General features: G+C 52.8%; 12 protein-coding genes. 5 read left to right on the top strand and 7 right to left on the bottom strand.

Going from position 1 to position 13,460, the window contains the following annotated elements:
* Positions 1 to 106 precede the first annotated feature (106 nt).
* On the top strand, positions 107 to 919 hold the full coding sequence (locus tag RID21_RS17955) for a class I SAM-dependent methyltransferase (protein WP_350191177.1): 813 nt from the start codon (positions 107 to 109) through the stop codon (positions 917 to 919).
* 22 nt (positions 920 to 941) lie between these two features.
* Here RID21_RS17955 and RID21_RS17950 read toward each other — a convergent pair whose 3' ends face one another.
* From RID21_RS17950 to RID21_RS17930, 5 genes are all read right to left on the bottom strand, one after another.
* Positions 942 to 1,550, bottom strand: coding sequence for an HAD family hydrolase (locus RID21_RS17950; RefSeq protein ID WP_350191175.1), 609 nt, complete (start codon positions 1,548 to 1,550; stop codon positions 942 to 944).
* Positions 1,551 to 1,561: 11 nt separating this feature from the next.
* The gene (locus RID21_RS17945) at positions 1,562 to 2,623 is read right to left on the bottom strand and encodes a BPSS1187 family protein (protein WP_502892622.1); all 1,062 of its coding nucleotides are present in this window, start codon (positions 2,621 to 2,623) and stop codon (positions 1,562 to 1,564) included.
* 216 nt (positions 2,624 to 2,839) lie between these two features.
* On the bottom strand, positions 2,840 to 4,372 hold the full coding sequence (locus RID21_RS17940; protein ID WP_350191173.1) for a hypothetical protein: 1,533 nt from the start codon (positions 4,370 to 4,372) through the stop codon (positions 2,840 to 2,842).
* Positions 4,373 to 4,818: 446 nt separating this feature from the next.
* On the bottom strand, positions 4,819 to 5,373 hold the full coding sequence (locus tag RID21_RS17935) for a PspA/IM30 family protein (protein ID WP_350191171.1): 555 nt from the start codon (positions 5,371 to 5,373) through the stop codon (positions 4,819 to 4,821).
* Between the two features lie 120 nt (positions 5,374 to 5,493).
* Entirely contained in the window at positions 5,494 to 6,081 is a 588-nt protein-coding gene (locus tag RID21_RS17930) for an RNA polymerase sigma factor (RefSeq protein ID WP_145044372.1), read from the bottom strand.
* A 228-nt stretch (positions 6,082 to 6,309) separates the two neighbouring features.
* On the opposite strand from RID21_RS17930, the gene RID21_RS17925 reads away from it, so the two are divergent.
* Complete coding sequence (locus RID21_RS17925) at positions 6,310 to 7,551, top strand: lactate racemase domain-containing protein (RefSeq protein WP_350191169.1); 1,242 nt, start codon at positions 6,310 to 6,312, stop codon at positions 7,549 to 7,551.
* A gap of 13 nt (positions 7,552 to 7,564) precedes the next feature.
* Here RID21_RS17925 and RID21_RS17920 read toward each other — a convergent pair whose 3' ends face one another.
* Positions 7,565 to 8,551: a Gfo/Idh/MocA family protein gene (locus RID21_RS17920; protein ID WP_350191167.1), complete on the bottom strand. Its 987-nt coding sequence runs from the start codon at positions 8,549 to 8,551 to the stop codon at positions 7,565 to 7,567.
* A gap of 165 nt (positions 8,552 to 8,716) precedes the next feature.
* Here RID21_RS17920 and RID21_RS17915 point away from each other — a divergent pair, with 165 nt between their 5' ends.
* Genes RID21_RS17915 through RID21_RS17905 form a run of 3 tightly spaced genes read left to right on the top strand, consistent with a single transcriptional unit; the run spans position 8,717 to position 12,392 of the window.
* Positions 8,717 to 10,114 (top strand): sulfatase, encoded by a 1,398-nt coding sequence (locus RID21_RS17915; RefSeq protein WP_350191165.1) that lies wholly within the window; start codon positions 8,717 to 8,719, stop codon positions 10,112 to 10,114.
* Between the two features lie 36 nt (positions 10,115 to 10,150).
* A complete protein-coding gene (locus RID21_RS17910) occupies positions 10,151 to 10,771 on the top strand; it encodes a MarC family protein (protein WP_350191163.1) in 621 nt (206 codons plus the stop codon).
* Positions 10,772 to 10,790: 19 nt separating this feature from the next.
* Positions 10,791 to 12,392: a hypothetical protein gene (locus RID21_RS17905; RefSeq protein WP_145442871.1), complete on the top strand. Its 1,602-nt coding sequence runs from the start codon at positions 10,791 to 10,793 to the stop codon at positions 12,390 to 12,392.
* Here the strand turns inward: RID21_RS17905 and RID21_RS17900 are convergent.
* Positions 12,389 to 13,123, bottom strand: a complete 735-nt coding sequence (locus RID21_RS17900; protein WP_350191161.1) for an OmpA/MotB family protein — start codon at positions 13,121 to 13,123, stop codon at positions 12,389 to 12,391. The two genes, RID21_RS17905 and RID21_RS17900, sit on opposite strands and share 4 nt — an antisense overlap.
* Positions 13,124 to 13,460: the final 337 nt, after the last annotated feature.

The following is a 13,460-nucleotide window of genomic DNA, read 5'->3' as shown; positions in this document are numbered from 1 at the left end:
AAAGAAGGTGGTCGCTGGCGACGGTTTACGTTATTTTGCTGAGGTCGCAGAGCATGCATTCGAAAAGAATGCACACCAATTAATTCAATAGTGGATGGATACACGGATGACTGAGACTCCACATTATGCCATTCGAGGTGGTCTGCCTGGTCGGGAACGATTACGGGTTCTGTCGCGTGTCATGTTGGAGAGCACTTCCTCGTTTTTGAATCGGTTGGAGCTGGTTGATGGTCTAAATTGTCTGGATGTGGGTTGCGGCGGAGGAGATGTGACGCGCGAACTGGCTTGCCGCATTGCTCCCGCGGGTAGGGCTGTCGGCATTGATCTTGATGCCACCAAACTCTCCGTCGCGCAAGAGGAAGCACGTGACCTGGGTTTATCCAACCTGGAATATCGTCAGGTCGATGTGCGGGATGCTGCAGGCCCGCCGGAATATGATGTCGTTTATTCCCGTTTTGTGCTGACTCATCTCAGCAATCCGGAAGCGGTTCTCAGTTCTTTTCTAAACCAGTTACGTCCGGGAGGAATCCTGGCGCTGGAGGACATCGACTTGAGTGGCTCATTTGCCTGGCCGGAAACTGGTGCGTTTCGCAGGTTCTATGAACTGTATTGCACCGTCGTTCAGAACCGGGGCGGTGATCCGCATATCGGGCAGCGATTGCCTGTGCTTGTCATGGACTGCGGGCTGGAATCCATTCAGGTATCAGTCGTGCAACCTACGGGGCTGACTGGTGAAGTCAAACTGCTCAACGGTTTGACGATGGAGAACATTGCCGATGCGGTTCTGGCAGACGGACTGGCATCCTCTGAGGAAATTGACCAGATCGTGGATGAACTCAATGCGTTTGCTGCAGACCAGCGAACCGTTACCGGCTTACCCCGCATCGTGCAGGTCTGGGGACGTTTACCTCAGAGTTGAGCTTCGTATGGGGCAGTTCCAGTCAGATAAAATCGAACAGTGACTCCAAACCAGAGATCACAGCTGTAGCAGAACTGTCTTCACTCGAACGCACGAGATGAATGCCCTTGATGCCTGCTGTCGCTGGTCCGAGAACATCTGAAGCATAGCTGTCGCCAACCATCAGGATTTCTTCAGGGGCTAAAATCAGTTGCTGGATGGCCCGTTGATAAATCGCAGGATCAGGTTTGGAGAGACCGCATTCACATGAGAAGAGAACAACATCAAAGTGAGTGCGAAGATTGTGCGCATCGAAGGGGCGGATGTAAGGCGTGGCTAAATTGGAGATGACCGCAGTTTTCACCTGCTGGCTTTGAAGTTTTTCTAATGCAGAGAGCACATCCGGAAAGAGCCTCACCTTGAGCAGGTCATCAGCAAGGATCTGTTCCAGTCCCTCCAGGTTGAGTTGTGTCTTCAACCGGAGCAGACTGGCATAGGCTTTCAGGGTAGGGCAATCATTGATCAGTGCTTTGTGAATGGCTGCCTGAACACTCAGCGACGTACAGTGTTTCGCCACTTGTAAAAAAGGTCTGTGGTCCTGCGTGAGTTCCAGCAGAGTTCCATACAGATCAAAAATAACGGCCTTAATCACGGCTTCAGCTCTCAGCTGTCACGCTGGTTTTTCTCACAACCCGGATCCAATGGGACCGGCTTGCCAACTTTGTCGACTGGTTGCGTAAACAGGTACAGCCAGACTGGTTCGTGGATGTACTGGCCTTTCGCATTCTTACCAGCACTGCCACCAGGTACGACGGAAGAGTGGGCGCGGCGGGTATTGTTTTTGACATCGAAGTCGGTGATCAGCCGCCGTGTATTTTCATAAGGAGGCTTTGACTGATCGACGTTGACAATCGGTCCGTATTCATTGAGACCAATCAGCTCCCAGGAACGACAGTAATGGTCGCCGGTCCAACCACCGTCCAGCACATGGGAAAATCCAAAGTATCGATTCGTCGGAGTTGCTGAGGGGAGGGACTGCCAGTTCTGATACTGATCGCGGGGACCACAGAACATCACGACCCGGCTCACCTTTTGATGCTTGGCAAAACGGGCAGCGGTGGTGGAACCATGCGAACTTCCCGCCATGATCACATCATCCCAGCGCAGATCGTTGCCGTCGGGAGTCAGGTAATAGTCCCACTTTCCCTGGGGATTGTTTTTCGCCAGCCATTTTACGAACTGGAGTGCCCGCTCTTTCATACCATCGGGCTTTGGGATGGAAACCTGATCGCTAAAGTCCTCGCCGGTTGCAGCTTCCAGCCTCACATTTCCCCGGCAGGTCTCGCCAACCGGATTCTCGCGACAGACTTTAGAAAACCAGCGGTTTGCATAATGGACCTGAATTGCGTGAAAACCTAATTTAGAGAGGCCATCAAACAGCTGGCTGTTATATCCCATCAGCCAGATGACCAGTTTACCCCGTGGCTTTTTCCGTGTATCGACCACGGCGTGTTCCAGGTCCTGAACTTTCCCTTTGGCTTCGAAGACGTAGTCAATCTCCGGATGTTCTTTGGCACGCGGATCGATTTCGCTGGCCCGTGCGGTGAGCTTGTATTCCTGTGGACGTCGATCGCGATATGTTAACTCACGTTCCTGTGCCAGGGCAGGGGAGACGGAAAATTGAGCGAGGAGAACAAATACGAGCAGCGATTTGCAGTTCAGCATAAAAACACCAGATAGTATTGAAAACGAATGATACGATTTGAAACTTACCAGATCTGATTATATCGATCTGCCTGACCTGATTCCCACCCAGACCAGATTGATCTCCTGAGAAGGGGGAAATTTTTCATCTTTGCAGCTTCAACTGCGCATAAAAACAGACCGCAGGGTAACTGTGACCTGCGGTCTGTATATGTAGATCAATGTTCGACTGCGAGTTTAGAACAAGCCGCCGAAAGTATCCAGCAGAGTCGAGCTGAATGTGGACGGATCGTCGTAGTGCCACATCGTGCGGACCAGGTCATACATCATGACGCCGCACAGACACATCAGCACGGTTGAGAAGCCCAGAGCGACGAAGGTGCCAACACCCCACTCCGGTTCGGGAGCGGCCATCGCAGCACCACGTCCACCAGCAAAGGAAGCGGGCGCTACAAACTCGGCGTGACTTTCTCCACTCTGGAATGAATCGTCGAAGTCGTCGTCGTCAGCGTCGTAGATGTCGTCGAAGTCATCTTCGTCTTCATCAAAGACATCCGACATGCCGTCGTCGCTGGCGAAGTCGTCGTCTTCATCAAAAATTCCGGATTCACCATCTTCATCGGAGTCCAGAATGACGGATCCGGAAGACCCACCGGCACTGCCTTCGTCATCCAGCATCAGTACGCTGGTATCCGCGTTCGAATCATCGGCAGACAGGTCGAAGCTGCTGTCATCGTCATCATCCAGCGCGGGAATTTCCATGGTCGCATCTTTGCTCGCGCCGGATGCCATCATAGGATTGGTTTCTTCAGCATCGAACGGCTCCAGCGAGATTCCACTGTCGGCTGTAATCGAGATATCGCTGCCTGTATCGTCTTCCAGTGAGATGCCGCTTTCATCATCGGCCAGCGAGAGACCACTGTCATCGTCTCCCCCCAGTGAGATCCCACTTTCATCTGCACCTTCGAGAGAAATCCCGCTGTCCAGCGGACCGGCCAGGGAGATACCACTGTCCGACGCCAGTGAGATGCCACTGTCTTCGGCCAGGATGGATGAATCGTCGCCTTCATCTGAAACCAGAGCGACATCACTGTCGCTGACCAGTTCCAGGTCGTCATTGCCCACCAGGGCGACGTCGCTTTCGCTACCCATCGGGCTGGAGTTGTCAGCAACGAGTTTCACATCGCTGTCGCTTCCCAGATCCAGATCCATGAGTTCCTCATCCTGTTCCGCATCGGCATCTACGAGCTTCACATCGCTGTCACTGCTCATGTCGATGCCCGAATCGTCGGTCAGGCGAACATCACTGTCGGAGTCTTCGCCGACGGCTACCAGTTCGGGCTCGCTGTCGAGTTGCAGATCATCGCCTTCGTCGACTACTAAACGAACATCGCTGTCAGAGCTGCTTAATTCAACTGGCTCATCATCATCGTCATGGACACTGCCTCGAATCACAGTCGCCTGCTCACCGACTTCGTCTTCATCAATTACACTGTCTGATTCTGCGGAGATTTCTTCTTCGTCCAGAATTCCGGAATCGAACAGGTCGTCGTCTTCCAGGTCCGCATCTTCGGTATACAGGGGAATGGCGGGATCCGAATCTGCCTGCCGGGTTCGCCCCAGTTCTTCAATATCTTCCAGACGGAACTTCCATGCACCCCGGTCGGCAAAGCCTCTAATGTCGCCCGCTTCCCGCAGGCGGTTGAGTTCTTCAGTTTCCATGCCCAGCTGCGCTGCTGCTTCTTCGAGGTTCAGGTACTTTTTGGCCATGGTGGCGCGACTCCGACATCAATGATGTAAATTGAGAAATGAAGTTGTGTTATTCGTCATCGGACAATTGTCTCGGGAATTTCAGTCCGATTAAACCTGAAAAACGGTAGACGAATGCCTTGGCGAAGAAGATACGGATTCGGTGAATAATGCCAGCCGCACCGGTCGCTCCAGCCTCGTGGCTGATAGTGACGGTTCAAGGCTGAAACCTTCCGAACCCCTTTATTTATCTATTTTTATTCTAAATGAGAACCGGTCTGTTGCAAGTACCTTCTTGCTGATTGGCGGTTTCTTCAGAAACAATTTCTCATTCGAACCATCTGTCCAGATTGAAGGTGGTTCGGTTATCCTAAATCTAACCAGTTCAACTGGTTATGCCGGATTTATGGTGCCTGTCGAAATCGAGGAGTTTGACGCGAATCCGGGCCAGCGGACGGGGCGTGTTGTTATTGTCCCAGTTCCCGCTTTAATTCAGCCAGTTCTGAGTCGATCTGCTCGGAGCGGGAGGGAGTGACCGTCGATTCCGGTTCCGGAGCCTCAGTCGCTTCCTCGGTGGGAGCGTCGCTGATCCCCGCCTGCTGTGTCAGTTCCACCTGCTTACGTCGGGCTTCGGCCAGTCTGGCTTCCAGGGCGTGCAACGTGGTTGTCAAATGTTCGCGGGTTGCGACTGCTGCCCGATGCTGCTGTTCCAGACCGGCTTTGAGATCTTCGATCTCCTGTTTTCGGACCAGGGAGTTGCGGGCTTCCGCTTCATCACCCAGCGCCAGGGCATTCTTGGCTGCCTCTTTCCATTGAAAGATCTGCTGCTGATGTTCTTCCAGATCCTGTTGAATCGCCCGTTCGTTGGAGGTCGCAGTTTTCACGCTGCGGTTAGCGCCTGCGAGGCCTTCTTTCATTTCGGCTATGATCTGCTCGATTTCCTGAATGGGATCGTCTGCGTTTTCCAGCAGATGAGTCAAATTACAGGTCACAATATCAGTGAGCCGGCTGAAATAGCTCATTCCCCTCTTCTCCGTATTGTTTCAGTTAATTGATGAAAATGGATGCGATTTCCCAGGCCCGCTCACACCAACGCAATCGGTTGCCGGTGGGTTCATATCTTTTTTTAAGTTCGAAATTTCTTAATTTTGTTGTGGGCCAGTGACGCCCATCAGTTTCAGTTTTTCCCGCAGTTTCTCGCGAGCCAGCCGCAGACGGCTTTTGGCCGTGGCCAGGTTCGTTTCCATGACGTCCGCGACCTCATTCAGGGTCAGTTCGGAATAATGATGCAGTGTGAAGGTCAGTCGCTGGTCTTCAGGAATTGTTCCCAGCAGTTCATCTACAATCAACGCTAATTCCTTGATATTTGCCTTCTCTTCCGGCGAGACGACCTCGCTGGCCAGTCGGTTCAGGGAATCATCTTCGTCCTGTTTTTTTCCCGTATATGCTTTGATCAGGGCATCATGCGACTGTCGGCGGATGCTGTCGATCATCAGATTGCGGGCCACTCGATACATCCAGCCCCGGAACCGTCCCTGGGGCAGATAATCCCACGACTGGTTGTAGACCCGCAGCAGCGTTTCCTGGGACAGGTCTTCAGAGAGCTGGGAGTCGCGGGTGTTTCGGAAAAAAAAACCAATCAGGGGGCCCTGATATTTTTCCACGAGCTCATCGAAGGCGCGCTGGTCACCACTTTGAATTCGAATCATTAATTGATCGTCTTCTGTCATGATGACCTTTCCGGAAAAAACAGGCGCTGTTCAAGAAACTGGTCGGGTCTCTGAACTGCAATCTGCAATGTTATTCTAATATTGTGATCACAATTCCTGTAGAAATCACCTCTAAACCGCTAACATTTCAGTGTGTCACCCGATTTCACTTAAATCAACAACCAGAATCCCTGATTCGATGCGTCATATCGGATCAGCCAGTGTTGTTGCGTCAGTCAGGATCAAGTTGTGTCGCTCACGGATACTGTCAAAATTGAACTGAAATATGGTCAGACTGGGGATTTCCAATGTGAAATCCCGTCCGAAAGAGTCATCTGCTACCATCAGTCGCCCGAACCATTGTCTGATGTGAAGCAGAAGATGCAGCAGGCATTGAACAGCCCACTGGAACTCCCGCCTCTCAATCTGGCAATTGTGTCGGGAGATAAAATAACCATCCTGGTTGATCCGCAGGCACCGGAAGCCGGGGCCATCATCAATGCTGTCTGGGGGTATCTTTCCAAATGCGGGATTTCAATCGAAGATCTGACGATTCTACAGTCCGCCATTGATTCCGAGAGCGGGGCATCGGAACTCCAGAACTCGGTATCAGACGAGTTGCAGCAACAGGCGAATTGGGTCGTCCACAACCCTGAGTCTCAAGACGATCTCGGATACCTGGGCACGTCGACAGGAGGCGAACGCATTTACCTCTCCCGCCATCTGCTGGAAGCGGATTTTATTCTGCCGATCGAAAAAGTCGGCTACGATCCGCTCATCGGATATGCGGGGGGCGGCAGTTCGCTGTATCCCGGCTTCTCCTCAATGGAAGCGATCGTTAGAAGTCGAGGGCAGTCGCACCGTGAGCTGACTCCGTCCGACAGTCGGCCCCTGCGGCAGTTGATCGATGAAGTGGGCTGGATGCTGGGACTACAATACAGTCTGCAGGTCATTCCTGCCGGCGGTCAACAGGCTGCGGATATTATTTTTGGCAGCCTGGAAGCTGCATTTCGAAAAGGCAAGGAACTGCTCGATCGTGTCTGGCGCGTCGAGCCGGAATATAAAGCCGAGATGATCCTGGTTGCCATAGAGAGTGGACCAGCGGGGCACCAGTGGAATCAGCTGGGAAGCGTACTTGAGACGGCACGCAATCTGGTGACGCAAGATGGTCGCGTTGTGCTACTGACTCAAATCGACACCGACTTTGGTGAGGGCATGCAGTTGCTGGCCAGTTGTCATGAACCACTGGATGCCATCAAACCACTTCGCGACAAACTGCCGTTGGATCTGGTAGCTGCGACCCAACTGGCGCTGGCGGGTGACTGGGCGCTGGTCTGTCTGTTAAGCCAGGCGGACAGTGACCGGGTCGAAGATCTGTTTATCATCCCTCTGGAGGATGAAGCAGAGATCCGCCGCCTGCTGCAGACCGACGAGACAGTCACCGTGATCGCTTCCGCGCAGCATACCTACGGGCAACTCAAGCAGGACTGAGTGGATTTTCAAATCAGGTGATCGGAAGACTTGCTGATTTAAGCACAGTTTCCTGCACGTCGAGATCATGTTGATAGGAAAAGTCCATATCTTTTTCACGTCGGATGATTCGAGCCATGTCTGCTACATCATCCTGATAACGGGTATAACCGTCGAAAGAGATTTCCTGTGCCCCTTTTCTGTACTTGCCTTTGGCTTTCTCAAGAGTCAGTATTGCCTTCGGTCGTGCGAATGGTTGCAGATGATAAGTGCCTTCGGAACCACAGACAAGAATGTGGCGTCGGTTGAAACCATCTACTTCATTACAGCTCGATTTCACCGTGGCCAGTGCCCGGGGATATTGAAACACAGCCAGCATGTTGTCCTGCAGTTGATCATCGATCTGGGACGCATGCTGTGAGAACGCAGTGACGTTTTCGGGGCGGCCCAGAATCTGAACGACCAGGTCGATCACATGGCACCCCAGTTCAAACATCATTCCTCCCGGCTGGGGTTCCAGTTTAGTCCGACTGGCAGAATCCATTTTCTTGCTGATGACCGTGTGTACTTCAAACGGTTCACCCAGCCAGCCTTTCTGCAGGAGATCTCGCAGCAGCACCACGCCGGGATTGTAGCGATACATATAACCCATCTGCAGCAGCAGGTGTTTCTGGGCTGCCTGATCCAGAATTCGTTTGAAGTGGGGCAATGAAAGTCCCGCCGGTTTGTCGAGATGGATGTGTTTGCCCGCCCGAATGCAGGTTTCCGCAGTATTCAACAGGTCGGGGACCTCGGTTTCCACGGCGACCGCCTGCAGACCATCGATATTGAGCAGTTGCTCTTCCGTCAGAAACGGGAGCCCCTGGTAAATGCCCGTCGATTCTGCATACTTGCGAAGTTGTGGATCGGGTTCTACAACGCCTACAACTTCATAGTCGGCTGACTTGCGAAAGGCCTGCATTTTACCGCCGGCGTGAGGGTGTCCGACACCGATCTGTCCGACTTTGATCTTGTCTACCATGCTGGTTCCTTCAGGCTGTAAGCGAGTGATTCCATATCTGGCTCGAATTGCCAGCTAAAGGAATGACATCCGTTCGCCGGGGGTTTAGAATGAATCTGCTTCAATCCTATACCATCGTCGTAGGAAAAACCATTCATTTCGATCTTCGTCCGGGAAGGAATTCTGATGCTTCGCTCGCTGGTTTTTGCCTGCCTGTTCTGCTGGATGCCTGGTCTGCATACGCCAATCTCCGCTGCTCCTGACAGACCGAACATTGTCCTGTTTTTCATCGACGACCTGGGCTGGCGTGACGTCGGCTACATGGGCAGTGACTTCTACGAAACCCCGCATATTGACCAGCTCGCACAGGAATCAATGCGATTTTCCTCGGCTTATGCAGCAGCACCGAATTGCGCACCGAGTCGAGCCTGCCTGATGTCGGGACAATACACGCCCCGACATGGCGTTTACACAGTCGGTGACCCGGCACGCGGTAATGACCGCTATCGCAAGCTGATCCCAGCTAAAAATAATGTCGTACTGGCAGATCGATTCGTGACGATTGCAGAGACACTTTCCCAGGCCGGTTACCAGTGTGCCAGCATTGGCAAGTGGCATCTCGGCAAGTCACCGCGTTCTCAGGGATTTCAGGTGAATATCGCCGGGAATCAGTCGGGCAGTCCGCGGGGCGGTTACTTCAGTCCCTATCGCAATTCGCAACTCTCAAATGGAGATCCGGGGGAATACCTGACAGATCGACTGACCGCTGAAGCCTGCAGTTTCATCAAGGATAACGTGGACTCACCTTTTTTCCTCTACCTCACACATTATGCAGTGCACACACCGCTGCAGGCCAAAGAGGAATATAAGAAACATTTTGAAGACAAACCTGCAGGCAAGCTGCATCAGCATGCAACGTATGCGGCGATGATTAAAAGCATGGATGACAGTATCGGTCGTGTTCTTCAGACGTTGAAAAAACATAAGCTGGAAGAGAACACGGTTGTCGTCTTCACTTCAGACAATGGTGGTTATGGTCCCGCGACCACGATGAAACCTCTCCGTGGTTCCAAGGGTATGTTGTATGAGGGAGGTATCCGTGTGCCGCTGCTTATCAAGTGGCCTGGTGTGACTCAGGCAGGGAGTTCCAGTGAAGTACCTGTGATCAATCTGGATCTCTACCCGACTTTTCTGGATCTGTCGGAGATTCCGGTTCCACAAGATTACCAGTTAGACGGCGAAAGTCTGGTCCCCCTGTTGAAAGATCCACAAAGCAGCCTGAAAAAACGGTCTCTGTTCTGGCACTTTCCGGCTTATCTGCAAAAATACCAGGGCATGCAGCAGCGATTTCGTACAACGCCAGTCTCAGTCATTCGACAGGGAGAATGGAAGCTGCTGGAGTTTTTTGAAGACGGGCATCGGGAACTTTATAACACCCGCAGTGACATCGGCGAAACGATGAACCTGATTGACAGCCAGCCGGAAAAAGCAGCAGCTCTCATCAGGGAACTGCATCGCTGGCAGAAACAGGTCCAAGCGGCGATTCCTTCCGAGCCCAACCCGCACTATCAACAGGATAACTGACTCAAGTGCGGGTAACAGGAAAGACAGCAGAGTCTCATGTGGGAAAACATTCTCAAGGATTTTATCTACCTCTGGGCGGTTATCGATCCTGTGGGGAGTATTCCGGTTTTTATCGCCGTGACTGCAGGGACCAGCAGAGCGGTGCAACGTAAAATCGCGTTGCGTGCCATTATTACTGCGGCGCTCGTGCTGATTCTATTTATTGTCGGCGGTCAACTGTTGCTGGAGCAGTTGGATATTCCCCTCGCCGCATTTCAGATTGCCGGGGGACTGGTGCTGTTTCTGTTTGCGCTGACGATGATTTTTGGCGAGAGTAAACCTGAGTCAGAGATCGAAGAATCGAATCGTGCCAACTATCACCAGAATAAAGCGGTTTTTCCACTGGCGATTCCTTCGATTGCCTCTCCCGGAGCAATGATGGCAGTGGTTCTGATCACGGACAATCACCGGTTTCATGTGGGTGAACAGCTTCTCGCTACGGTCACAATGCTGGCTGTCCTGATCATCACTTACGGCTTTCTATTGCTGGCCGGACCAATTCAGAAAGCGATTGGTGATGCCGGGGCGAGTATTGTGAGCCGGATCAGTGGACTCATTCTGGCATCAGTGGCCGTTGATAGTGTATTAAGTGGAATCAAAAGCTACTTTGCTCTGTAATCAGAGATTTGGGGGATGTATGCGATCCGCGCAGCATTGCAGCCAGATTCTGTTACCCGCGCTGGCCATGTCCGTTGGCTGGGGCTTTCGTGGGAATTACGGACATGAAGCCGGGGCGATGGTCCCCGGAGCATTGGTCGCTCTGGCCGTCTGTCTAACTGCGCGCAGGCCCGAATGGTGGCAGCGGGCTACGCTGATGGCATTCCTTGGGGCGATTGGCTGGTCGTTCGGCGGGCAGATGAGTTATGGCCGCGTGATCGGCTATACCGCGGGAATGGAACTTCCGAATGTCGTCTATGGCTACGCCAGCCTGTTTCTGATTGGAGCACTCTGGGGAGGCATTGGTGCCGGAATAATGGCGCTGTCGGTCACCCTGAAGCGATCCGAACTGGAGCGTTTTACGGTTCCGTTGGTTTTTCTGTGGCTCTTCTGGCTGGCTCTGGACTTCAGCGGTTTGACCTTCTGGCTGTTCGAACTCTGGAACCCCTATGATGTGGACTGGGTGGCTGCCGGGTCTGCTGCTTTGGTCAGTTTGATGCTCTACCACACGCGTTCGGACTTTCACGTTCCCTGTGGTTTTATGCTGCGGCTGGCGTCAGGCTGGTTGCTCGGATTTTTTCTACTGACACTCGTGCTGGGACTCCGCATGACGCCGCCCCGCGGGGATAACTGGGCCGGCTGTGTGGGGGTCTTGCTGGCTCTGTTGTATGAACTCAGTCAACAACAGAATCGAGCCGCTCTGCGCTGGTGTGGCTATGGCTTCCTGTTTGGGGGGCTGGGCTTTCTGCTCGGGGACTTTGTGAACATGCTGGGAAGAGCTCAGTGGTCGATCATCGGAGCCTGGCCCGCATTACAGGGGCTGGATTACTGGAAATGGATGGAGCAGTTGTTCGGGCTGATTATGGGGGCGGGGATTGGCTGGGGCGCACTAACTTTCGCACGGCAACAGAACACTGCGGGATCGGATCAGGGAGAGAATGGGCAACCACTGCCCGTCATCGCTTTGGCAGCGCCTGTGGAAGATGTGGAATCCAGGGGTATGAACTTCAGCGGTTTGATCTTTCTGCTGATCGTATTACCCTGGAAGAACCTGCATAAAAATGTGTTTCGCTGGCAGGAGGCGGGCTGGATACCTGATGAATATGCTGGGATTCCTGGTACGGTCTGGTTTCTAATCGTGGGAAGTCTGCTTTCGGTTGCGGTCGGCTCAGCAATTTGTCAGGCGAGGCGGCATCAGCTGGCTCTCATTCCCAGATCAAACCTGGGTCGGGCACAATGGCTGTTCCTGCTGATACTCTGGATGTCGCTCGCAGGAGATTTTTGTGGTAATTTGCCACGGCTGGAGAGTCGGGCGGTGTTTGTCGTACAGATCTCGTTCTGGATCACAGGTGCGCTCTGCACGATGCTGGTCGTACGAGTTCTGGAAACGGACCAGATTCTACCAAGCGTCTTCTGGCCGACTGAAGATACACGCTGGTCGATTAAAATGTGGACCAGGGTGGGAGTTGCTTTAGCTGTTCCGCTGCTTTGCGGAGTCATCGGCTGGCTCACCATCCAGACGCATGGTGAGCCATTAGCGGGAAGCCATCAGAGATTTGAGATGTCGGAAGGCACCGACTAATTCAACAGTGTCGGGTTTGGATCCCAGCCGGCTACGACTGCATCCGGTGCGAGTACAAAGATCTCAACACGGCGGTTTTTCTGCCGGGCGGAATCGTTTGCATTCGGTACGACCGGCTGGAACATACTGTAACCGGCGGCTCCCATGCGTTCCTGCTTGACTCCAAACTTGGAGAGTGAGAGGACAACTGAGTTAGCTCGGTTGGTAGACAGGTGCCAGTTGGTCGGATGATGCCGCTGTGTGGCTGCTTTGGAGATCGGTTTGTCATCGGTATGACCGACAACCAGAACGTTCAGACGTTTCGCATTCCCATCATTCATGATGGCTGCAAACTGGTCGAGGATCTCTCTGGCCGAAGGTTTAAGCTGATCGCTACCTGAGGAAAACAGGATGTCAGAATGGAATTTACTGACGCCAGTATGTGGATCGAATTCGAAGTCAGGATATTTATCAGCCAGTTCCTGGAAGCGACGAGTGGCTTCGCCATCCAGTGGGCTGGGCTGTCCTTTGGCCTGCTTCATGAGGCTGACATAACGCTGTTGCATTTCTGAACGCTCTGCATTCAGATTGTCGAGCCGCTTATTAGCAATGTTGAGGTTCGATTCCAGCGTCTGCGCCCGCATGGCCAACTGATCGCGTTCCTGCTGCAACAGAGATGCAGACTGCTGGAACTGATCACGCTGCATGGCCAACTCCATGTTCTGATCATAGAGTTGCTGTGAGCGATACATGCTCTGCCGTACCTGCGCGTTTGGCCCGCGATGGCAACCGACCTGAGTGATGCTGAATAAAGTTACTGCGCTAAGCAGGCATACCCGTACGAAGATGGGCATCTTAAGTGCTCCTTTATCGATCTCTGAATAGAATCACATTTGCCAGAGCGCGATCCATCGAGGCGATGTGAAATTGATCCGGAGATCGAAAACATCGGTCGACGCATCACAGTTCCTGGAAAAGCCAAGCTGATTCAAGGAAAGATGAATGGAAAAAAATCAATTTTGATGGGGTGGTAGGTTTTGAGATATGACACGTGGGGACGTGTCCCGCTGAAGGCCTGGATCAGTAAAG

The organism is Gimesia sp. (genome assembly GCF_040219335.1).
Lineage (GTDB): Bacteria > Planctomycetota > Planctomycetia > Planctomycetales > Planctomycetaceae > Gimesia.
The sequence above is the reverse complement of the archived record's forward strand: the minus strand, read 5'-3'. Positions and strand labels throughout refer to the sequence as shown.